Origin of the sequence: Streptomyces sp. SID8352 (genome assembly GCF_009862265.1) — a bacterium.
In the GTDB taxonomy this organism is placed as follows: Bacteria; Actinomycetota; Actinomycetes; order Streptomycetales; family Streptomycetaceae; genus Streptomyces.
Genome location: NZ_WWGX01000006.1, coordinates 108,750 through 129,836 on the forward strand (window position 1 = coordinate 108,750; position 21,087 = coordinate 129,836).

Sequence of the window (21,087 nt, forward strand, 5' to 3'; positions counted from 1 at the left end):
CGCCGCCGTCACCCGTCCAGGCTGATGAGGAGCAGCGCGATGTCGTCGCCCGGGGTCGGGGCGTGCCGGATGAGGGCGTCCGCCATGGCGTCGAGGTCCTTGGGGTCGCCGTGCTCCAGCAGCCCCGCCAGGGTGGCGGTCGCGTCGTCGATGTCGACCCCGGGTGCCTCCACCAGCCCGTCGGTGTAGAGGGCGAGCACGGAGCCGGGGGGCACCCTGACGTCGAGCGCCGGGCACCGGGTGTCCGGCTCGACGCCGAGCAGCAGCCCGGGCGGCACCGGCAGCAGCTCGGTCCGGCCGTCGGCCTGCCGCAGCAGGGGCGGCGGATGGCCCGCCGTGGCCATGCGGGCCCGGCGTCCGGCCAGGTCCAGATGGACGTAGAGGCAGCTGGTGAACAGGCCGGGGTCCAGCTCCATGAGCAGCCGGTTGGTGCGGGCCAGCACGTCGTCGGGGGAGGCGCCGGCCATGGCGTGGGCGTGCACGGCGGTGCGCACCTGGCCCATCAGGGCCGCAGCGTCCACGTTGTGGCCCTGGACGTCCCCGATGGCCGCCCCGGCCGTCTCCGCGCCGATGCGGATCAGGTCGTAGAAGTCGCCCCCGATGCCCAGCCCCCGGGCCGCCGGCAGATAGCGCGCCGCGCACCGCAGCCCGGGGATCCGGGGCAGGGTGTGCGGCAGCAGGGCGGCCTGGAGGCGGTGGGCGAGGTCGTGCTTGGCGTCGTAGAGCCGGGCGCGGTCCAGGGCCTGGCCGATGAGACCGGCCAGCGCGGTCAGCGCGGCGCGCTCACCGGGCGGGAACACCTGCGGGCGCCGGTAGGCGAGCACCAGCGAGCCGATGGGGCGGCCGGAGGCGATCAGCGGCAGGAACGCCCAGGAGGCCATGCCGTCCTCGTGCACCGCGTCCGGGTAGGCGCGGCTCAGTTCGGCGAAGTCGGTGAAGAAGTCCGGGACCCCGGTGACGAGGACCTTGCCGCCCGGCATCGGCGCGGCGACGGGTATCGCGTCGTACTCCTCCATGAGTTCGGCCCGGTAGCCCCGGTGGCCGAGGATGCGCAGCCGCCCGTCCTCGGCGCCCATCAGCACGAGCCCCTGCGCGCCCAGCGCGGGCAGCAGCTGGTCGGCGGTCTGCTCGACCACGTCCTGGACGCCCACCGCCTCGGTGAGGGTGGCCGCCAGGTGCATCAGCTGGTGCAGGACCGTGGCGCGGGTGGGGCCCGCAGGGATCACCGACGACGGATCCGGGCCCGCTCCGGACGGCTCGGCGCGGGTGATGCGGACGCTCACCCCGGAGGCGTCCGGGTAGAGGCGGACGGCGAGCCAGGTGTCGGGCGGGCGCAGCACCGTGAAGGTCTGCGGCTCGCGGCTGATCAGCGCGGCCCGGTAGCGGTCCTCGACCTGCGGCACCGCCATCCAGGGCAGCAGTTCCCAGGGCAGGGCGCCCATGAGGTCGGCGGGGTCGACGCCGACCAGCTCGGCGGCGTCCCGGGTGACGAAGACGACCCGCCCGTGCGGATCGAGGGCGCAGGAGCCGCCCGGCAGCCGGTCCGCGAAGGCGGAGGCCGCCGCCGTCCCTTCGGGCAGCGGGGGCCGCCCGGCCGGGGGCGCCGTGCGCCGCGGCCGGTCGAAGGGACGCAGCGGCGCGCCCCGGTCCACGGCCCGCTGGAGCAGCACGCCCAGGCGGCGGCGGCCCGCCTCGACGGCGGCGGCCTCCGCCCCGTCCAGCCCGGACGGCCGGGCACCGTGCCAGAGCAGCACCAGCCCGCCCCGCGGCACCGTCCCGGAGAGCACCGGGGCCGCCGACAGGGCGAAGTCGTACGGCAGGGCCAGGGCCAGCCGCGGAAAGCGCCGGGCCATCTCCTCCGGGCCACCGACCCAGACCGGGCGCATCTCGCGCAGGGCGACGGCCAGCGGCATCGGGTCGTCCAGCGAGATCCGCCGCCAGGGCGCCGCGGTCTCCTGCGGGGCGCCCGTCATCATCACCAGCCACAGGGCGTCCCCGCCCGGCGGCAGGCTGTAGAGCAGCCCGGCGAAGGCACCGGCCTCGCGCACCACGGCGGCCAGCGTGTCGTCCATCAGCGGCCCACCCCGCGCGCCGCCGGGTCCGGGCGGGTGGTGCCCGCCCCGGACCCGCGCCGGTGGCCGAGGACCGGCGGCTCCGGCAGGACCGGGCCGGACCGGCCACACCGAACATCACGCATATCAGGACAGTACGCCCATACCATCGTGCGGGCATCCAGATGCGGACCCTTCCCGGCCGGGGAACCCATGCGGGCCCGTCGCTATCGTCGCCCCATGGGCGATGACAACTGCTTCCGGCATCCGCGGCTCGCAGCCGTCCACGACGCGCTCGACCCGGACCGCGGTGACCTCGACGCGTATGTCGCCATGGCCGAGGAGTTCGGGGCCCGCCGCGTACTGGACGTCGGCTGCGGCACCGGCGCGCTGGCGCTCCTGCTGGCCGGCCGGGGCATCGCGGTGACCGGCGTCGACCCCGCCGGGGCCTCCCTCGACGTGGCCCGGGGCAGGCCCGGCGCCGGGCGGGTGCGCTGGCTGCTGGGCGACGCCACGGTGGTGCCGCCGCTCGGGGCGGACCTGGCGACCATGACGGCGAACGTCGCCCAGGAGATCACGGACCCCGGGGACTGGCGGGCCACCCTGAGCGCCGTCCGGTCCGCGCTGCGGCCGGGCGGACGCCTGGTGTTCGAGACCCGTGACCCGGACCGGCGGGCCTGGGAGGGGTGGACCCGGGACCGGACGCGACGGGTGACGGAGATCCCCGGCGTCGGCGCGGTGGAGAGCTGGGTGCGGGTGACGGCGGTCGACGGGCCGCTGGTGAGCTTCCGGTGGACCTACGTCTTCGCCGCCGACGGCGCGGTGCTGACCTCCGACTCCACCCTGCGCTTCCGCGGCCGGGAGGAGGTCGGGGCGGACCTGGCCACCGGGGGCTGGCTCCTCGACGAGGTCCGCGACGCCGCCGACCGGCCGGGACGGGAACTCGTCTTCGTCGCCCGCCGCCCGGCCGGGGAGGTCCCGGCGCCGTAGGCGGCACGGAGGCCGGGCGGAGCCCGCCGGACCCGTGTGCCCGGCACACCCGCCGTCCATCGCCCGCCGCGCCGGGCCCTCGGCCGGGCTCACCGCCGGGCCCTTGGCCGAGCCGGGTCGGCCCTCGGCCGGGGCGCGCGAGCCCGCGCCTGCGCGCCGGGCGGTTCCGTGCTCGCGGGTCGCCGCCCCGGCGTCGGCCCGTGCGCCCGGCGCCCGCCTGTTCCCCGTGCCCCGTGCACCGTCCGCCGGGGCCGCGTCCGCCGCCCCGACCCCGGCGGAGAACCGGGGTGCCGCGCCGGGCCCGGCCGGCCCGGCACGCCAGTTCGCCATCGCCTGCCGTGCTGTTCCTCCTGCGGGCCTTCGCCGTTCCCTCCGGCGGTGCCTCGGCTGGGGCCTTGGCCGGGCCGCGTGGGTCGGCGAGGGCCGCGCCGGGCGGTTCCGTGCTCGCGGGTCGCCGCCCCGGCGTCGGCCCGTGCGCCCGCCTCCCGCCTGTTCCCGTCCGCCGGGGCCGCGTCCGCCTGCGCCGCCTCCACCTCCGGCCCCGGCGGCGCACCGGGGTGCCGCGCCGGGCCCGGCCGGGAGGCCGCGGTGGACCGGGGCGCGGCGGTGGACCTGGAGGCACCGGTGCCGCGTGCCCCGGCCGCGGGCCCGCCCTGCCGGAGGACGGGGCCGGACCCGGGCTCCGGGTCAGACCCGGAAGAGGGAGCCCACGAACTCCGTCATCAGCCGTTCCTTCAGCCGGTCCGGCAGCGCGTCCAGCAGTGCCAGCACCGGTGCCGTCCGGGTCGGCGGCGGCGCCCCGGGCCCGATCCCCGCGAGGGCCAGCACCCCGGCGATGTCCTCGGGGCCGAGCCGGTCCGGGTCCAGGCCCGCCACCGCCCCGGCCACCGCGGGATCCACCGCGACCGGCTCCGCGGCGCGGGCCGCCGCCAGCGAGGCGCGGAGGTCGGCCAGCAGCGCTTCCACCCGGTCGCCGGTGGCCGGGGTGAGCGTCAGATGCAGGTTCGGCGGCATCCCCGCGCAGGAGAGCTGCGGCTGGAGGTACCAGCCGCGCTCCCGCATCCCGTCCGCCGTGTGCAGCACCAGCCCGAGGTCCGGGGAGCTGTCCGCCCCCGTCACGGTGAACGCGACCAGACTCCCGGCAGGTTCGCCCAGCACCTCGACGCCCTCCGTGCCGCGCAGCCCCGGCACCAGCCGCTCTGCGGCGGCGGCGACGCGCTCCGCCAGCGCCGTGTACCCGTCGCCGCCGATGTGCCGCAGCACCGCCCACGCCTGCGCCAGCAGCCCGGCGGACCGGGTGCCCTGCGCGGTGGGGTTGACCACCGGATATCCCGGCCACCCGGCGTGCGCGAAGTACTGGTGGCGGCGCAGCTCCGCGTCCCGGTACAGCACCACGGAGGCGCCCTTGTCCGCGTAGCCGTACTTGTGCAGGTCCACCGAGAGCGATGTCACCCCCGGCACCGACAGGTCGAACGGTTCGACCGGGCGGCCGGTGCGCCGCAGGAACGGCAGGTACCAGCCGCCGATGCAGGCGTCCACGTGGCACAGCACCCCGCGCTCCGCCGCCACCGCCGCGATCCCGGCCACCGGGTCCATCACCCCGTGCGCGTACGACGGGGCCGAGGCCGCCACCAGGACGGTCCGCGGGGTCAGCGCCGCCGCCACCGCGTCCGGGTCCGCCCGGAACGTCACCGGGTCGACCGGCACCACCACCGGGTCCACGCCCAGGTAGTGCGCCGCCTTGTGGAACGCCGGGTGCGCCGTCGAGGGCAGCACCAGCTCCGGCCGGTCGACACCCCGCCCGGCACGGGCGTGGTCCCGGGCCGTCTTCACGGCCAGCAGGACGGACTCCGTGCCGCCACTGGTGAAGGTGCCCTGGACGCCGGGCGTGCCCAGCACCGCGGCCACCGCGCCCACCACGTCGTTCTCCAGCCGGGCCACGCTCGGGAAGACCGTCGGGTCCAGCCCGTTGACGCTCGCGTGGACGGCGTACGCCTCCGCCGCCAGGCCGTCCAGTCCCGGCAGCCCGGCGTCGTACACATAGGCGAAGGTACGGCCGCCCCGGGTCGGCGCGTCGCCCTCGCGCAGCGCGCGCAGCTCGGCCAGCAGGGCGTCGGCGGCCCGCCCCGGCGGCAGCGGACCGGAGGAGGCGGAGCCGGAACCGGCGGGATCGAGCGGCATGCGGGGTCCCTTCCCGGGGGGTGAGGCGGGAGGGACGAGCATGGATCAACGGCCGTTCGCGCGGCAAGGGGGCCGCCGGTCCCTCGGCCACGCACGCCGCACCACGCCGGGGGCGACGGGCGCCGGGGCCCCTCGATCCCGGCACCGGCGAAGCACGCCCCGGACGGCCCCGGTCCCGGCGCCCGTGGTGGCCCCCTGGACCCCGCCCGGCTCCCGCCCCGTACGTGCGGACCACCGTGCCCGCGTGCCGCGCGCGGAGCACCGCCACCGCGCTCGCCCCGCGCGGTCCCGCCCCGGCGTCCGGCTCAGCCCAGCGGCCGTACGGTGAGCATCTGCTGGGCGTGCCCGACCGGACCGTCGACATCGTGCAGGACCGTGCTGGTGATGCCCTGGCCGGTGGGCCCGAAGACCACGGTGGTGTCCAGGCCCGTCCATCCGCCCCGGGGCTGCCGGTGCAGGTGGACGGTCAGGTCGACGTTGGGGAACATCCACTCCGTGGGCGGGCGGCGGACCGCGATGCCGTTGGCCGTGTCGACCAGCGCCAGGTAGGAGGCGAGCGGGCCGGATTCCTCCCCGGCGACCAGGGCGAGCCCCGTGGAGATCCAGGCCGTGGTCCGGCCCGGCCGCGGCGGTGCCACCGGGCGGACGTCCAGCGAGGCGATGTACCCGCCGGGCCAGGTCTCGTCCATCGCCCAGGGCGCGAGCGTCCCGGGGGCGGGCAGCGCGGCGTCCCCGCCGCCCGCGACGGCGGCGGTGTCCAGGGCGGCCAGCCGCCAGGCCCGCGCCCGCACCACCGGACGGCCGGCGATCAGCACGGTGGCCTCCAGCAGCTCGATGGTGCGCCCCGGGCGCAGCGTCTCGACCCGTATCTCGGTCTCGTCGAGGGCCGGGCGCCCCAGGATGTCGAAGCCGATCCGGCTCAGCAGCAGGCCGTCCCCGGCGCCGCCCCCGTCCCGTCCGGCGAGATGGCGCTCGATGGCGTGGACGGTCAGTCCGCCGAGCGGGCTGAAGTGCTGCTCGTCCGCGCTCCACGCGCCGCTCGCGTGCGCGGTGGGCTTGTACCGGTACTCGTCGATGCGCTCGTAGTAGCCGTCCGGACGGGGGGTGCTGGCGTTCAACGGGCGTCTCCAGGGAACGAGGACAGGGACGGGGAAACCGGGCACCGTCGCCGTGCGCCGCCCGGACACGCCGCCCAGGATAGGTCCGCCGCCGCGTACCGCCGCGGCGGCCCCTGAAGGACGATCGCGGAAGGGACCGGCACCGATGGACGACCCGCACCGGCGCCCCGAGGGCGTCAGCGACGAGACCGTGGCGGCGCTCGGCTCGCTCTCCAAGGCGCTGGAGACGACCGAGCGGGCCCGCGGCCACCTCTTCGGATTCCACCAGCTCACCGGAACGGCCGATCTGGAGCTGGACCGCGCGGTGCGGCTGCTGCGGGAGGCCGGGCACGGGGAGTGGGCCGACCGCGTCGAGACGGAGATCCTCGGCCGCGACGTCGTCCCCGGGCACTGGACCTTCCAGCTCGTCGAGGCCTACGACCGCACCTACTACCGGGTCTTCAAGGACCTGGAGCGCGCGGCGGTGGAGGCCCTCGCGGACGGCCGGGACCACCTGCACGAGGCGGAGATGAAGGAGGCCCGTCGCACCCGTGGCCACCCCGACCACACCGCCCGCCCCGAGTCCCTCGACACTCCCGAGGCCCCCCACAGCCGTGACGCCCCCGGCGCCCGCGACAACCCGGGCCCCCGTGGCACCGGCGAAGCCCCCGGCACCCGCGATGCCCCCGGCGGATCGCCCGGTCCCGGCGCGGCGGGCGCCTCGGACACCCCCGCCGGTCCGGGCGCCCGAGGCGTCCCGGGCACCCCGGACGGCCCCGGGGAGCGTCCGTCCGCCGGGCCCGGCGCCTGAGCCGCCGGGCCCACGGACCGGTCAGTCCCGCCCCCGGGCGTGCTTGAAGCGGTCCAGTCCCTCCGCCAGGTCCACCACCGGTTCCGGGTAGGCGTCGTACGCGGCCCGTTCCTTCCCCCGCAGCTTCCACGGCTCGTGGACGAACGGCGCGGCGAGCCCGGCCAGTTCGGGCACCCAGCGGCGCACGTACGCCCCGTCCGGGTCGAACCGCCTTGCCTGGGCCGTGGGGTTGAGGACCCGGTTGGGCCGGGTGTCGGTGCCCGTGCCCGCCACCCACTGCCAGTTGAGCTGGTTGTCGGCCACGTCCCCGTCGACCAGCAGCTCCAGGAAGTGCCGCGCCCCCACCCGCCAGTCCACGTAGAGCGTCTTGGTCAGGAACGACGCGGCCAGCAGCCGCGCCCGGTTGTGCATCCACCCCTCGTGGCGCAGTTGCCGCATCGCCGCGTCCACCACCGGGTAGCCGGTGCGGCCCCGCTTCCACGCCTCGATGTCCCGGCGTGCCCCGGGCCCCTCGCGCCAGCGGTCGTGCCGGGTGCGGTAGTCGTCCCGGGCGGCGTGCGGCCGGGCGGCGAGCACCTGGTGGTGGAAGTCCCGCCAGGCCATCTGCCGGACGAACGCCTCCGCCCCGGCGCCGCCCGCCCGGCGCGCCCGGTGGACCACCTCGACGGGGGAGAGGGCACCGAGGTGCAGGTCGGGCGAGAGCCGGGAGGTCGCGTCGCCGGGCAGGTCGTCGTGCCGGTCGGCGTACCGGTCCAGACCGCTCCGCAGCCAGGCCGCCAGCCGGGCCCGGGCCGGGGTCTCGCCGCCCTCCGGCAGCCCCGGGGAGAGCCCGGTCAGCTCGTCCCGGGAGGGCAGCGGGGCCGAGCGGACGCCCTCCGGGACGGGTACCGCGCGCGGCGCGGCCAGCACGTCCCGCACCCGCTCCCGCGACCAGCGCCGGAAGTACGGGGTGAAGACGGCGTAGTGGTCGGAGGCGGCGGGGGTGACGGCGCCCGGGGCCAGCACCGTGGTCACCGCGTCGTGGACGTGCAGCCGGCGGCCGTCCGCGGCCAGCGCGGACCGCAGCCGCTCCTCCCGGCGGTGCGCGTGGGCGCTGACGTCGGCCGCCATGTGCACCTCGTCGGCGCCGGTCTCGTCGGCGACCGCGCACACCTCCGCCACGGTGTCGCCCACCCGGTGGACCAGCGCGCCGCCGCGTTCGCGCAGCCCGGCGTCCAGGTCGCGCAGGCAGTCGGCGAGATGGGCCAGCCGGTTCGGCGCGGCGAACCCGGCGGCGTCGACGGCCCGGTCGCGCACGAACAGCGGCACCACGCCGCGCGCCCCGGACAGGGCGGCGCGCAGCGGCGGATGGTCGTGCAGCCGCAGATCACGGGTGAACAGGACGACCGACACGGTCATGGACGCTCCTCGCGGACGGGGACGGAAGGGGCCCGCCGGGCGGCGGGCGTACGGCGGCGGCCCGGCCCACCCGGTCAGTGGTGCCCGGCGGGCCCGGACGGGGCGGGGGAAGGGGCCCCGGCCTCGCGGGCGGCGGCGCGGGCGATGTTGCGGGCCATGCCGCCGAAGACCACGGAGTGGAAGGGCCACACGCTCCACCAGTACAGGTGCCCCGCCAGCCCGCGCGGATGGAACAGGGCCCGCTGACGGTACCGCGTGCGGCCCTCCCCGTCGGTCTCCACGTACATCTCCAGCCAGGCCGGTCCCGGCAGCCGCATCTCGGCGCGCAGCCGCAGCAGGCGGCCGGGAACGATCTCCTCGACCCGCCAGAAGTCCAGCGAGTCCCCGGCCCGCAGCCGCGCGGCGTCCCGTCGGCCCCGCCGCAGGCCGACCCCGCCGACCAGCCGGTCCAGCCACCCCCGCACCGCCCAGGCCAGGGGGAAGGAGTACCAGCCGTTGTCGCCGCCGATGCCCTCGACGACCCGCCACAGCGCCTCGGGCGGCGCGTCGACGGTGAGCGTGCGGTGGTCGGTGTAGAGGCTGCCGCCCGCCCAGTCCGGGTCGGTGGGCAGCGGATCACTGGGCGCGCCGGGCACCGACGCCGACGACCAGCGGGTGGTCACCCTGGCCTCGCGCACCCGGCGCAGGGCCAGCCGGAGCGCCTCCTCGAAGCCCAGCGGGTAGCCGGGCGGCGGTGGTACGAAGCGGGCGATGTCGTTCTCGTGGCACACCACCTCGTACCGCAGCGACTCGGTGAGCGGGCGGGCGATGGACGCCGGGACGGGTGTCACCAGACCCACCCAGTGGCTGGACAGCCCGGGCGTCAGCATCGGCACCGGCAGGATCAGCCGCCTGGGCAGCCCGGCGACCGCGGCGTAGCGCGTCATCATGTCCCGGTAGGTGAGGACGTCGGGGCCGCCGACGTCGAAGGTGCGGTCGACCGTGTCCGGCATCCCCGCGCTGCCGACCAGGGCCCGCAGCACGTCCCGGACGGCGACCGGCTGGATGCGGGTGAGGACCCAGCTCGGGGTCACCATCACCGGCAGCCGCTCGGTGAGATGGCGCAACATTTCGAAGGAGGCGGAACCGGACCCGATGATGACCGCGGCCCGCAGCACCGTCGCCGGGACCCCGCCCGCCAGCAGGATGCGGCCCACCTCCGCGCGGGACCGCAGGTGCGGAGACAGCTCCCGTTCGGGCACGTCCGCCGGGGTCAGCCCGCCCAGGTAGACGATCCTGCGCACCCCCGCCGCCTCGGCCCCCTCGGCGAAGATCCGCGCCGCCCGACGGTCGGTCTCCTCGAAGTCCCGGCCGCTGCCGAGCGCGTGGACCAGGTAGTAGGCGACCTCGACGCCCTCCAGGGCGCGGGCGACCGAGGAGGGGTCCAGGACGTCGCCCCGCACCACCTCGACCCGGTCGGCCCACGGGTGGTCGCGCAGTTTCCCGGGCGAACGGGCCAGGCAGCGCACCCGGTGCCCGGCGTCCAGCAGCTCCGGCACCAGCCGGCCGCCGATGTACCCCGTGGCACCGGTGACCAGGCAGAGGGCCCCGTCCCCGCCGCCCTCGCGGCCCGGACCCGCGCCCCCACCGGACGCCCCGGCGGTGCCGCCCCCCTTTCCGGCGTCACCGCCCTCCGCGGCCCGGCCACCGCCGCCACCCGCGCCCCCGCCCCCGACGCCGGACGCACCCGCGCCGCCCCCGCCTTCCGCCTCCGGCGCGCCGTCGTCCGGTCGGCTCCCGCCGGTACCGCCGGATCCGCCGCCGCTGATGGGTCCCTGTCCGTCGCTCATGGTCTCCGTCTCTCCTCGGCCGGGTGGTGGTCCGGTTCCGGGCGGCCCCGGCGGGGCCGTCGGGTCACCCCTTCCCCGTACGGGCCGTCCCGGACGCGGTGGGGCCCGGTACGGCCCGTCTCTATACGCTGATCGCGTGGTGACAGGGAACCGGGGCGCACGGCGCCCGCGTGAACGGCCGAGCGGAACGGCGCCCGAGGCGGACGGCCTCCAGGTCCTCGCCGCACAGTTGCGGCTGCTGAACGGCGGTATCAACCGCCTCGTGCACGGCTTCGCCGCCGCCCACGGGCTGCACGCCACCGACGTCCAGGCCCTCGCGGCGATCCTGGACGCCCGGGAGCCCATGACGCCCAAGGGGCTGCGCGAGCACCTCGGGCTGACCTCCGGCGCGGTGACGGCCTGCGTGGACCGGCTGGAGCGCGCCGGGCACGTGCGCCGGGTGCGGGAGAGCACCGACCGCAGGGTCGTCCACCTGCGCTACGTGCCCGACGCCCGGGCGGCGGCCCGCACGTACTTCATGCCGCTGGCCGAGGCCGCCGCAGCGGCGCGGTCCCGCTTCGACGAGGACGAGATCGCGGTCGTGGCCCGCTTCCTGACGGCCCTGAACGAGGAGCTGCGGCTGCCGCCCGGCACCCCGACGGACCCGCCGGAGGACCGGGACCCGCCGCGGACCCCCGGGGCACCCTGACCGCCAGGGAGGCCCCGGCCGCCGGGGGAGCGGGGCCGAAGTAACTCGATGATCGAGATTGTCTATTATCGAGCCACCCCGCACGGCCACCGAGACCTGGAGCCCCGACGATGACCGTCACCCACCGGCGAGCCCGCTGGCTCGTCCCCGTCGTGCTGCTACTGGCCTGGATCGGGATCGGCGGCGCCCTCGGCCCCTACGCCGGGAAGCTGGGCGAGGTCGCCACCAACGACCGGGTCTCCTTCCTGCCCCGCAGCGCCGAGTCCACCCGCGTCGTCGAGGAGCAGAAGGCGTTCCAGGCGGGGGAGACCCTGCCCGTCATCGTCGTCTGGACCGCCGACGGCGGCGGCCCGGTCGGCGCCCCGGCCCGGCAGGCGGCCACCCGCGCCGTCGCGGGGCTCGAAGGGACGCCCGGCACGGTCGGCACCTCGTCCCCCGCGCTGCCCTCACGCGACGGCGAGGCGCTTCAGGCCGTCGTCCAGATCCGTCCCGACCTCGGTGACGGGCTGCCCGACGTGCTCCAGCGGATCGAGGACGCCGCCGACCGGGTGCCCGGGACCGACGCCCGGCTCGCCGGGCCCGCGGCGACCCAGGCCGACCTGTCCGACGCCTTCGCGGGCATCGACGGACTGCTCCTCGGCGTCGCGCTGCTCACGGTGCTGGTCATCCTGCTGCTCGTCTACCGCAGCGTCCTGCTCCCCCTGGTGATCATCCTCGGCGCCGTCTTCGCCCTCGGACTGGCCTGCGCCGTCGTCTACGCGCTGGCCCGGCGCGACCTCGTCCGCGTCGACGGGCAGGTGCAGGGCATCCTCTCCATCCTGGTCATCGGCGCCGCCACCGACTACGCCCTGCTGCTCACCGCCCGCTACCGCGAGGAACTCGCCCGGCACGAGGACCGCTTCCGGGCCGTGCGGGCGGCGCTGCGCGAGTCCTGGGGCGCCATCGTCGCCAGCTCCGCCACGGTCGCCCTGGGCCTGCTGGCGCTGCTGCTCAGCGATCTGACGAACAACCGGGCGCTCGGGCCCGTCGGCGCCGTGGGCATCGTCTGCTCGGTGCTGAGCGCGCTCACCTTCCTCCCCGCCGCCCTGGTCCTGCTGGGCCGGGCGGCGTACTGGCCCGCGCGGCCCACCCGCACCACCCGGGCGGACGGCGCCGGGGCCGGCGCGGCGGACGGCGACGGCGGCGCCGCACACCCCGTGTGGCACCGGATCGCGGACCTGGTGGACCGCGCGCCGCGCCGTATCTGGGCGGTGTGCCTGGCCGCCCTGGTCGCCTGCGCCGCCTTCGCCCCGGCGCTGACCTCCAAGGGCGTTCCGCTGGACGAGATCTTCGTCAACGACACCCCGTCGGTGGCCGCCCAGCGGACGCTGGCCCGGCACTTCCCCGGCGGCTCCGGCAACCCGGCCGTCGTCATCGCCGACGCCGACCGGCTGGACGCCGTCCTCGCCGCCGCCCGGGGCACCCGCGGGGTCGCCTCGGCGGAGGCGGTCACCGCCTCCGGGCGTCCCGGCGGCGGCCCCCCGAAGACCGTCGACGGCAGGGTCCGCGTCGACGCCACGCTCGACGCCCCCGCCGACAGTGACGCCGCCAAGGACGCCGTCGCGCGGCTGAGGACCGCCGTCCACGCCGTGCCCGGCGCCGACGCGCTCGTCGGCGGCTACACCGCCCAGCAGTACGACACCCAGCGGACCGCCGAGCAGGACCGGACGGTCATCGTGCCGGTGGTCCTCGCCATCATCCTCGTCATCCTGGTCCTGCTGCTGCGCTCGCTGCTGATGCCGGTGCTCCTGGTGGCGACGGTGGCGCTGAACTTCCTCGCCACCCTCGGCGTCTCGGCCCTGGTCTTCCGGCACGTCCTCGGCTTCAGCGGGACCGAGGCCGCCGTCCCGCTGTACGGTTTCGTGTTCCTGGTCGCCCTCGGCGTGGACTACAACATCTTCCTGATGTCCCGGGTGCGGCAGGAGGCGCTGCGCCACGGGGTGCGGGAGGGCATCCGGCGAGGGCTCACCGCCACCGGCGGTGTGATCACCTCGGCCGGTGTGGTGCTCGCCGCCACCTTCGCCGCGCTCGGGGTGATCCCGCTGGCCTTCATGGTGCAGATCGCCTTCATCGTCGCCTTCGGCGTCCTGCTGGACACCCTGGTGGTGCGCTCGCTGCTGGTCCCGGCCCTGGCCCGGGACATCGGCGCGGTCGCCTGGTGGCCGGGCGCCCCCGGCCGCCGTGCGGCGGACGGCGCGGCGGCTCAGTCCGAGGGGCGGACGGTGCCCAGGTAGCGCCGCACACCGATCTCGATGACCACCCGGGCCGGATTGGCCCGGGGCTTGCGGTAGCGGGCCTCGTACCGGGCCTCCGCGTCGCGGACCGCCTCCGGGTCGTCCCGTACGGTCGCCGTGCCCTCCAGCGTGGACCAGCGCCGCCCGTCGACCTGGCTCACGGCGACCAGGGGCCGCTCGGCGCGCGCCAGATGGCGCACCTTGGCGCTGTCCCCACTGGTGATCACCCGGGCGATGCGGGTGGCATGGTCGTACGTCACCCCGACCGGCACCAGATGGGGGCTGCCGTCGGCGCGCGGGGTGGCCAGCAGGCACACACGGCGCTCCTGCCAGAAGCGGACGAAGGCGTCGTCGTGCTCGTCGGTGCTCATCGGTGCTCGTCTCTCCTCGGGGTGCGGCGCGGGCCCGTCGGGCGGGCCCGGGCACCGCAAGTCTGCGCCGGGGGGACGGCACCGGGTGCGGGCGGGGTCCCGGAGCGGTCCACCGGGGCGGACGGGCGGCGGAGCGGAGAGCCGCGGGGAGGCGCCGGAACGGGGGTCAGGCGGCCTCGCGGCGCGTCCCCGGCTCCCGTCCGGCGCGCGCGGCGCGGTGGGAGTCGCCGCCCCCGGGGAGCAGCCGCAGCGGTCGGCGCCGGGCGTGGCGGGCCGGGCCCGCGCCGCCGAACATCCGGTCCTCCAGGCACGTCATGGCGCACAGCAGCAGCCCGAGTCCGGGCAGCAGCAGAACGGCAACGATGACCACGCCGCCGCCCCCTCCCTGTCGGTGATGCCCCACGGGTGCCCCCGGACGAGCCCGGCATGGGCCGGCACGGTGCGAGGACGGGTGCGAAGTCCGGTCGAACGGGGCGAAGGCGCCCGTTCCCGGAGCGGGGGAGGGGCCGGCGCGAGGTCATGTTCCGGCCCTGCTTGGGTAGGTGGCCCCGACGGCCGGGCCCGTCCCGGCCCCGGGGCCCCTGGTCGCGTCCGCGACGCGCCCGGGACGCCCCGGACCGTCCCGAGAACGGAGTACTGGAGCAGATGACGCACACCCCCGCTTCCGGCGGCCCCGCCGCGGGTCCGTACCTCGCGGTCCCGTGGTCGGACTGGATCGGCGAACACACCGAGGCGCTGATCGGGATACCCCTGCGCATCGCGCTCATCGTCGTCGTCCTGCTGGCCGTGCGCGCGGTGGCCAAGCGGGCCATCACCCGCGTCGTCCAGCGGGTCCTGGAGCCCGGCGGCGCGGAACCGGAACGAGTCCGCCTCCGCCGCCCCGGCCGGGGCGCCACCGTCCTGCACCGCGACCGGGGCCGGGCGAGGCAGCGGCGCGAGCAGCGGGCCCGCACCATCGGCTCGGTGCTCAGCAGCGCCATGACCATCGTGCTGTTCATGCTCGGCGTGGCCATGGTCCTCGACCAGGTGGGCATCGCCCTCGGCCCGCTGCTGGCCAGCGCCGGGGTGGTCGGCCTGGCCATCGGCTTCGGCGCGCAGAGCCTGGTGGCCGACTACCTCTCCGGGCTGCTCATCATGATCGAGGACCAGTACGGCGTCGGCGACTCCGTCGACCTGGGCGAGGCGGTGGGCGAGGTCGAGCACGTGGGCCTGCGGCTGACCCATGTGCGCGACCTCAACGGCGGCCTCTGGCACATCCGCAACGGCGAGATCATGCGGGTCCGCAACGACAGCCAGGAGTGGGCGCGCGCCGTCCTGGACGTCACGGTCGGCTACGAGGCCGACCTCGACACCGTCTACCGCGTGCTGGAGGAGGCGGGCCGGACCCTGCGGGAGGACCCCGACTTCGAGGACCTGCTCCTGGAGGACGTCGCGGTCTGGGGCGTCCAGTCCCTCGACGCGGAGGGCGTCGTGGTGCGCGTGGCCGTGCGGACGGTGCCGCTCCAGCAGTGGGGCGTCACCCGCGAGTTGCGCCGCAGGGTCAAGGAGGCCCTGGACGCGGCGGACATCGAGATCCCCTTCGCGCGCAACGTGTGGGTGCGCGGGGAGTCCCCGGAGCCGGACGCCGGGGGCACCCGGCGCTGACCCGGCGGGGACGGGGAGCGGCACCGGAGGTACGGCGGAACGGTGCCGGTCCGGGCGGAGGGCCGGGCCCCGGGGCTCCCGGACCGGCGCGACCGGGCCCGGCGGCGTCCGCGCCGTCCGCTCACGCGGCCGGTGTCCGCGCGGTCCGCTCACGCGGTGCCCTTCGCCCCGGCCCGGCGGCGGGAGAAGGCGAGGACGCCGCGCGGCCGGGGCGGTGGAGCGCCGGGACCGGCGGTGCGGCGAGGGCGGGGTTTCCCCGCACCGCCACGGGGCCGGGGTCTGCGTGGCGCCCCCCGTGCGGCGGGAACCGGCGTGCGCGCTCCCCGGCGTCGGCCCCGCGGTACGCCGGGCCGTGGCGCTCGCCACCCGGGGGCGACCTCCTCGCGACGGGCGGCCGGGGCGTCCCGCCGCCGTGACGGGGGCCGGGCGGCCGGGACGGTGCCGCCGGGATGTCGGCCGGGGCGTCCCGGCGGCACGTGCGCGGCGGCGGTCCGCCGGTGGTTTGCCGGTTCGGCAAAGGCTTTCGCCGCCGGGGCCGGGTGGGGTGCAGCCTGGACGCGTGGCCGGGCCGCACCCGCGCCCGGCCGAGCAGCCGACCCGCCCCGGAGGCACCCATGACCGACGACACCCCCGCACCCGCCGAGGAGTTCTGGGAGTCCCGCTACCGTGGCGCCGACCGCGTCTGGAGCGGCCGCCCCAACGAACTCCTGGTCCGCGAGGTGGCGGGTCTCACCCCGGGCACCGCGCTGGACCTGGGGTGCGGCGAGGGCGCGGACGCCGTCTGGCTGGCCCTTGAGGGCTGGCGCGTCACCGGCGCGGACATCTCCGCCACGGCCCTCCGGCGCGCCGCCGGACACGCCGCCGACGCCGGGGTCGGCGACCGGACCGGCTGGGAGCGGCACGAACTGGGCCGCACCTTCCCCGAGGGGGTCTTCGACCTGGTGAGCGCCCAGTACCTCCAGTCCCCGGTGGAGCTGGACCGGCGCGCCGTGCTGCGCGACGCGGCGCGCGCGGTCGCCCCGGGGGGCACCCTGCTCCTCGTGATGCACGCGGCCTGGCCGTCCTGGCAGACCGAGCCGCCGTTCGACGCGGTCTTCCCCACCCTGGACGAGGTGCTCGCGGAGCTGGGCCTCCCCGAGGACGAGTGGACCGTCGAGGCCCGGGAGACCGTCCGCCGTCCCAGCGCCGGCCCGGACGGTGTCCCGGGCCACCGCGACGACCATGTGTGGCGCCTGCGCAGGGCATGAGCCCCGCCCCCGGTACCGCCCCTCCCGCCTCGGCCGGGCCTTCCCCGTGCTCCGCTGCCGCCGTGCCCGCTCCGCCGGTACCGGCCGGGCATCGGGGGCGCCGCTCGGCCGGTCCCGCCCGGCACCGGGGGCGCCCGGTCAGTCCCGGCCCTCCCGCGGCGCGTCCTCCCACGGAGCGCCCCGTCGCCCGGCGATCGCCTCGGCGGTCATCGGCCCGGCGGCCGGACCCGTGCCCGTACCCGTGGTGTCCCCGGCCGCCCCCGTCAACGCGGCCGTCCCCGTCCCGGTGGTCGTCAGCGTGAGCCCGAAGGCGTCGAGCAGCGGGTTGACCGGCTGGAAGTACGTGGTCCCGCCCCGGACGCAGTCGCCCGATCCGCCCGAGGTGGTGCCCTGCGCCTGGGTGCCCGAGACGAACGGGCCGCCGGAGTCGCCGGGTTCGGCGCACACCGTCGTCCCGGTCAGCCCGTTCACGGTGCCCTCGGCGTAGCGGACGCTCACGTCCTGGTGCTCGACGGTGCCGCAGTGCCAGCCCGTGGTGGAGCCCGAGCGGCATACGGACGCGCCGACCAGCGCCTCCGCCGAGCCGGTGACCTCCACCGTGCCGCCGTTCCCGTCCCGCACCCCGGGCGTGGCGGTCCAGTCGGCGTTCACCCCCACCCACGCCATGTCCGCGCCCGGGAAGACGGACGCCCGGAAGGTGCCCTGGGCGGTGCCGTCGTACCCGGTGGTGCTCGCGCCCGGAGCGCCGCAGTGGCCGGCGGTGGCGAAGCCCGGCTCGCTCCCCCGGGTGACGGAGAAGCCGACGGAGCAGCGGGCCCGGCCGTCGATGACGTACGGGTCGCCGCCGACGAGGTCCTTCAGCAGCCGGGGCCGCTCCGCCGAGAGTTCGACGCCCAGCTCCGCCGGGTCCACCCCGGCGGCCTCGGCGAAGGCCTCGGCCGCGGCCGTGTCGGCGGCGCGCACCACGACCCGGTTGGTCCGCACGTCCACGGACCACACCGGGGTCCGCGCGGTGTCCAGGCGGAGGGCGGCGGCGTCCAGCCTCGCCCGGACCGCCCGCAGCGGGCCGAGTCCGCGCGGCACGATCCGCGCGCGGGCGCCCTCGGCCTCGATCGCGGCCGTGTCCGCCGCGTCGGTGGTGGCGACGGTCAGCTCGGCGGAGGTGGCGCCGCTCAGCCAGGCCCCGCCGAAGCGCTCGCCCAGTGCCTCCCGCAGGCGGCCCGCGCGGACACCGGCCTCCGCCTCGTTGGCCAGCCGGGCCGTCGCCTGGTCCGGCGTCAGCCGCAGATCGCGTTCCACGGCCGCCAGCACCCCGGGAGGCGGCCGGTCGGCGCCCGCGGTCCGGGGCACGCCGGACGGGGCTCGCGGCGCGGGCGGTGACGCGGCCGAGGCGGCCGGAGGGAGCGCGGTCACGAGCAGGGCGCCGAGCGCGGCCAGGGCGGCGCGGCGGGGGCCCGCTCCAGTTCTGCCGACCATGCGGGGGTGCCTCCTTCGAGGGCGGTGCGGACCGGTGGGGCGCCGGTGGCCCCGGCACGCGCCGGGGAGCACCGGCGCGGCCGGTGGCGGAGCAACAGCCCTTGCCACCGGGGCGGGCGGCAATGCCCCGGACGGGTCCCTTTCGCGCGATGGGGGACGACGGGGGCGCCAGGTGCAGTACGCCCGGGGCGGTCCGCCCCGGCCCGACAGCCGCGCCGGGGCGGCCTCACACGGGGTTCAGCCCCGGACGGCCGGCCTCGGTGACGAAGGACGCGGCGGTGGTGACCGGGGCGCCGGGCGTGCTGACCGCGGGCACGGTGCGGAAGTCCAGGCGCGCCGCCTTCCGGTCCAGTTCGGCCCGGAGGTAGCCGCGGCGGCCGTCGTAGAACCGCAGGTGCGGGTTGGCCCGCATGTACGTGTCCCAGTTGGCCGGGCGCTCCGCCCCGTCCCGGCCGCTGGCGACGGAGGTGCAGGTGACCTCCGTGCCCACGGTCCGCGAGCCCGGGTCGTCGAAGTCCTCCTTGACGTCGAAGGCGTAGCCCACGTGGACATCGCCCGTCAGGATCAGCCAGTTGGCGATCCCGGCCGACCGGGCCCCCGCGACCACCCGGTCCCGCGAGGCGCGGTAGCCGTCCCAGGCGTCCATGGAGAGCGGGGCGTCGGCCCCCTCGGCGAACCGGCGCCGCGAGAAGCAGACCTGCTGGGGCATCAGGTTCCACAGCGCGGTGGAACCGCGCCAGCCGTCGAGCAGCCAGCGCTCCTGCGCGGCGCCGGTGATGGTGCGCGCGGGGTCGTCCGACTCGGGTCCAGGGGCGTGCGGCCGGTCGTCGTAGGTCTGGTCGGAGCGGTACTGGCGGGTGTCCAGCAGGTCGAACTGGGCGAGCGAGCCCCAGTGCAGCCGCCGGTAGACGCGGGCGTCGGCGCCCTGCGGCAACTGGGCGGCGCGCATCGGCTGGTTCTCCCAGCAGGCGCGGTAGGCGGCGGCCCGCCGGAGCAGGAAGTCGGCGGGCGGCACGGCGTTCTCGGGCCGGTCGGCGGCGTAGTTGTTCTCCACCTCGTGGTCGTCCCAGGTGACCGCGAACGGGTGGGCGGCGTGGGCGGCGCGGAGGTCGGGGTCGCTCTTGTAGAGCGCGTAGCGCAGCCGGTAGTCGGCGAGCGTCACCGTCTCGCGGTCGAAGACGTCGGGCAGGGCGGTCCCGGTGTAGCGGCGCTCCCCGCCCACGGCGTTCACCGCGTACTCGTAGAGGTAGTCCCCGAGGTGGAGGACCACGTCCACGTCGTCCTCGGCGACATGCCGCAGCGCGGTGTAGTAGCCGTCCTGGTACGCCTGGCAGGAGACGGCAGCGAGCCTCAGCGAGGGGGCGGCGGAGCCCGGCGCGGGCGCGGTGCGGGTGCGGCCGGCCGGGCTCAGCCAGCCGCCGGTGCGGAAGCGGTAGTGGTAGACGGTGCCCGGTGCCAGGCCCGCCACCTCGACATGGAGGCTGTGCGCGTACTCGGGCAGGGCCTGGGCGCTGCCCCGGAACACGACACGGGCGAACCGCTCGTCGAGCGCCACCTCCCACTCCACCGTCACCCGCCGCTGCCCGAGGCCCCCGTCCGCCTCGAACGGCTCCGGCGCCAGCCGGGTCCACAGCAGCGCCGAGTCCGGCATCGGGTCGCCGGAGGCCACCCCGAGGGTGAACGGGTCCCGGTCGATCAGGTTGGCGTCCAGCCGCCGGGGGGCCGAGGCGCCCCGGGCCGGGAGGTTGGTGGAGAAGGCCAGCGCGGCGGTGGCCGCGGCGACCGTCAGGAAGCGCCGGCGTCCCGGATGCCGGGCGGCGGCGGCGAGTACGGCGTCGTGCGGGGAGGAGGGGGGTTCGGCCGGTGCGCGGTGACGGCCCGTGGGCGCCATCTGGTGTCCTCTCGTGCGGGCGGAGGGAGACCGGGGGCGAGCGGCACGGGGCCTGCGGCCCGGTGCGGTCGTCCCACGCACGCCGGCACGGGTGCTGGGGGCCGCGCGCGCCGGTGTACGCCGTCCACACCCCGGGGCCGCCCTGCTCGGCGGTGCCGGTCCGTGTGACGCGGACTCCGCATGCTTAGCAGGCAATCCCCGCGAAACAGGCAGGACTTGCGGGCCGATCACACGGGAGGCGTACCTCCGTCACCGGCTCCGCCCGCACCCGGCCGTCCGGCGGGGGTCCCGGCGCGCGCAGCGCCGCGGGCCGGGACCCCCGCCGCGCGCCCCCTATCCGGGCAGTGGCGCGCGGCCGACCCGGATCTTCGACTGGCCGTGCGGGCGGCTCTCCCAGTCCTCCATGAACCGGGCGTGCAGCCCGTGCCGCCCGGCGAGGGCCAGGAGGGTCTCGGTGCGGTAGTAGAAGTCCTCGCGGAGCACCTGGTGTTCGGTGCCCTCGGTGCGGTCGAAGGTGAAGTCGAAGAACCCGGTGGGGGTGAGGACGCGGCCGACGTGCGCCAGGCACTCGTCGATGACGCCCAGCGGCGAGTGGGAGAACACGCTGTGCGCGTGGACGACGTCGAAGTGGTCGTCGGGCAGGAAGTCCAGCGTGAGGTCGCCGGTGATGGTCAGGTGGGGCAGCTTGGCCTGCAGTCCGCGCTCCGCGAGCGTCGCCTTGGCCGCGATCAGGATGTCCGGGGAGATGTCGATGCCGTAGTAGTCCCCGGCGTCGAGGTGGTCGATGAACCGCCAGCCGCCGCGCAGGTTGCCGCAGCCGATGTCGAGCATGCGGTGCCCGGGGCGCAGCCCGTGCTCCACGAGGTAGTCGAACTGCATCCGGCCGAGCGCCAGCCAGCGGTCGTGGGTGCGGCTGCCGACCGCCGCCTCGGGGTTGCGGCGGGTGTCGGAGGCCATGACGGCCCGGTAGTAGCCGACGTGGTCGGGGTGCCTGAGCCGCAGCCAGGCGTCCCGCCCGGCCCGGCGCACATAGGGCCCGACCCGCTCGGGGTGGCGCAGTGCGTAGCCGACCTTGTGGGTGAGCGCGGCGCGGTTGCTGCGCAGTTTGGCGGGGGACTTGGCGTCCTTGGGCATGGCGGA

General features: G+C 77.2%; 15 protein-coding genes and 1 pseudogene. 6 read left to right on the forward strand and 10 right to left on the reverse strand.

The window, feature by feature from the left end; all coding sequences use genetic code 11:
* Positions 1–8: 8 nt before the first annotated feature.
* Positions 9–2,072 carry a SpoIIE family protein phosphatase gene (locus GTY84_RS01615; protein WP_161224190.1) on the reverse strand — a complete coding sequence of 688 codons (2,064 nt, stop codon included), beginning with the start codon at positions 2,070–2,072 and terminating at the stop codon, positions 9–11.
* Positions 2,073–2,291: 219 nt separating this feature from the next.
* On the opposite strand from GTY84_RS01615, the gene GTY84_RS01620 reads away from it, so the two are divergent.
* On the forward strand, positions 2,292–3,041 hold the full coding sequence (locus GTY84_RS01620; protein ID WP_161224191.1) for a class I SAM-dependent methyltransferase: 750 nt from the start codon (positions 2,292–2,294) through the stop codon (positions 3,039–3,041).
* A 687-nt stretch (positions 3,042–3,728) separates the two neighbouring features.
* Here GTY84_RS01620 and GTY84_RS01625 read toward each other — a convergent pair.
* The gene (locus tag GTY84_RS01625) at positions 3,729–5,222 is read right to left on the reverse strand and encodes an aminotransferase class V-fold PLP-dependent enzyme (protein WP_161224192.1); all 1,494 of its coding nucleotides are present in this window, start codon (positions 5,220–5,222) and stop codon (positions 3,729–3,731) included.
* A gap of 305 nt (positions 5,223–5,527) precedes the next feature.
* Positions 5,528–6,340: a thioesterase family protein gene (locus tag GTY84_RS01630; protein WP_161224193.1), complete on the reverse strand. Its 813-nt coding sequence runs from the start codon at positions 6,338–6,340 to the stop codon at positions 5,528–5,530.
* A 145-nt stretch (positions 6,341–6,485) separates the two neighbouring features.
* On the opposite strand from GTY84_RS01630, the pseudogene GTY84_RS01635 reads away from it, so the two are divergent.
* Positions 6,486–6,905, forward strand: a pseudogene (locus GTY84_RS01635) (hypothetical protein); the annotation flags it as partial.
* Between the two features lie 246 nt (positions 6,906–7,151).
* On the opposite strand, the gene GTY84_RS01640 reads toward GTY84_RS01635, so the two are convergent.
* A complete protein-coding gene (locus GTY84_RS01640; RefSeq protein WP_161224194.1) occupies positions 7,152–8,528 on the reverse strand; it encodes a deoxyribodipyrimidine photo-lyase in 1,377 nt (458 codons plus the stop codon).
* A 74-nt stretch (positions 8,529–8,602) separates the two neighbouring features.
* Positions 8,603–10,357 carry an SDR family oxidoreductase gene (locus GTY84_RS01645; protein ID WP_237531966.1) on the reverse strand — a complete coding sequence of 585 codons (1,755 nt, stop codon included), beginning with the start codon at positions 10,355–10,357 and terminating at the stop codon, positions 8,603–8,605.
* 139 nt (positions 10,358–10,496) lie between these two features.
* Here GTY84_RS01645 and GTY84_RS01650 point away from each other — a divergent pair, with 139 nt between their 5' ends.
* Both GTY84_RS01650 and GTY84_RS01655 read left to right on the forward strand, forming a co-directional pair.
* On the forward strand, positions 10,497–11,045 hold the full coding sequence (locus GTY84_RS01650; protein WP_161224459.1) for a MarR family winged helix-turn-helix transcriptional regulator: 549 nt from the start codon (positions 10,497–10,499) through the stop codon (positions 11,043–11,045).
* A 110-nt stretch (positions 11,046–11,155) separates the two neighbouring features.
* Positions 11,156–13,318, forward strand: a complete 2,163-nt coding sequence (locus GTY84_RS01655) for an efflux RND transporter permease subunit (RefSeq protein ID WP_161224195.1) — start codon at positions 11,156–11,158, stop codon at positions 13,316–13,318.
* Here GTY84_RS01655 and GTY84_RS01660 read toward each other — a convergent pair.
* Together GTY84_RS01660 and GTY84_RS01665 are read right to left on the reverse strand one after the other, a co-directional pair.
* Positions 13,288–13,689: a TIGR03618 family F420-dependent PPOX class oxidoreductase gene (locus tag GTY84_RS01660; RefSeq protein ID WP_161224196.1), complete on the reverse strand. Its 402-nt coding sequence runs from the start codon at positions 13,687–13,689 to the stop codon at positions 13,288–13,290. The two genes, GTY84_RS01655 and GTY84_RS01660, sit on opposite strands and share 31 nt — an antisense overlap.
* A 166-nt stretch (positions 13,690–13,855) precedes the next feature.
* A complete protein-coding gene (locus GTY84_RS01665; RefSeq protein WP_161224197.1) occupies positions 13,856–14,059 on the reverse strand; it encodes a hypothetical protein in 204 nt (67 codons plus the stop codon).
* Positions 14,060–14,334: 275 nt separating this feature from the next.
* On the opposite strand from GTY84_RS01665, the gene GTY84_RS01670 reads away from it, so the two are divergent.
* Positions 14,335–15,333 (forward strand): mechanosensitive ion channel family protein, encoded by a 999-nt coding sequence (locus tag GTY84_RS01670; protein WP_161224198.1) that lies wholly within the window; start codon positions 14,335–14,337, stop codon positions 15,331–15,333.
* A gap of 614 nt (positions 15,334–15,947) precedes the next feature.
* Positions 15,948–16,580: a class I SAM-dependent methyltransferase gene (locus GTY84_RS01675; RefSeq protein WP_161224199.1), complete on the forward strand. Its 633-nt coding sequence runs from the start codon at positions 15,948–15,950 to the stop codon at positions 16,578–16,580.
* Positions 16,581–16,718: 138 nt separating this feature from the next.
* On the opposite strand, the gene GTY84_RS01680 is transcribed toward GTY84_RS01675, so the two are convergent.
* The 3 genes from GTY84_RS01680 to GTY84_RS01690 form a co-directional block, all read right to left on the reverse strand.
* Positions 16,719–18,056 carry a S1 family peptidase gene (locus GTY84_RS01680; protein WP_161224200.1) on the reverse strand — a complete coding sequence of 446 codons (1,338 nt, stop codon included), beginning with the start codon at positions 18,054–18,056 and terminating at the stop codon, positions 16,719–16,721.
* Positions 18,057–18,282: 226 nt separating this feature from the next.
* Positions 18,283–19,947 carry an alkaline phosphatase D family protein gene (locus tag GTY84_RS01685; protein WP_161224201.1) on the reverse strand — a complete coding sequence of 555 codons (1,665 nt, stop codon included), beginning with the start codon at positions 19,945–19,947 and terminating at the stop codon, positions 18,283–18,285.
* A gap of 333 nt (positions 19,948–20,280) precedes the next feature.
* Positions 20,281–21,081: a class I SAM-dependent methyltransferase gene (locus GTY84_RS01690; RefSeq protein WP_161224202.1), complete on the reverse strand. Its 801-nt coding sequence runs from the start codon at positions 21,079–21,081 to the stop codon at positions 20,281–20,283.
* Between the last annotated feature and the right edge of the window lie 6 nt (positions 21,082–21,087).

What these genes read in the sequence shown, in the direction of transcription:
- GTY84_RS01670 (WP_161224198.1), top strand. Translation starts at nt 14,335, where the DNA reads ATGACGCACACCCCCGCTTCCGGCGGCCCCGCCGCGGGTCCGTACCTC.
- GTY84_RS01615 (WP_161224190.1), bottom strand. Translation starts at nt 2,072, where the DNA reads ATGGACGACACGCTGGCCGCCGTGGTGCGCGAGGCCGGTGCCTTCGCC.
- GTY84_RS01660 (WP_161224196.1), bottom strand. Translation starts at nt 13,689, where the DNA reads ATGAGCACCGACGAGCACGACGACGCCTTCGTCCGCTTCTGGCAGGAG.
- GTY84_RS01690 (WP_161224202.1), bottom strand. Translation starts at nt 21,081, where the DNA reads ATGCCCAAGGACGCCAAGTCCCCCGCCAAACTGCGCAGCAACCGCGCC.
- GTY84_RS01680 (WP_161224200.1), bottom strand. Translation starts at nt 18,056, where the DNA reads ATGGTCGGCAGAACTGGAGCGGGCCCCCGCCGCGCCGCCCTGGCCGCG.
- GTY84_RS01685 (WP_161224201.1), bottom strand. Translation starts at nt 19,947, where the DNA reads ATGGCGCCCACGGGCCGTCACCGCGCACCGGCCGAACCCCCCTCCTCC.
- GTY84_RS01645 (WP_237531966.1), bottom strand. Translation starts at nt 10,357, where the DNA reads ATGAGCGACGGACAGGGACCCATCAGCGGCGGCGGATCCGGCGGTACC.
- GTY84_RS01625 (WP_161224192.1), bottom strand. Translation starts at nt 5,222, where the DNA reads ATGCCGCTCGATCCCGCCGGTTCCGGCTCCGCCTCCTCCGGTCCGCTG.
- GTY84_RS01655 (WP_161224195.1), top strand. Translation starts at nt 11,156, where the DNA reads ATGACCGTCACCCACCGGCGAGCCCGCTGGCTCGTCCCCGTCGTGCTG.
- GTY84_RS01620 (WP_161224191.1), top strand. Translation starts at nt 2,292, where the DNA reads ATGGGCGATGACAACTGCTTCCGGCATCCGCGGCTCGCAGCCGTCCAC.
- GTY84_RS01675 (WP_161224199.1), top strand. Translation starts at nt 15,948, where the DNA reads ATGACCGACGACACCCCCGCACCCGCCGAGGAGTTCTGGGAGTCCCGC.
- GTY84_RS01640 (WP_161224194.1), bottom strand. Translation starts at nt 8,528, where the DNA reads ATGACCGTGTCGGTCGTCCTGTTCACCCGTGATCTGCGGCTGCACGAC.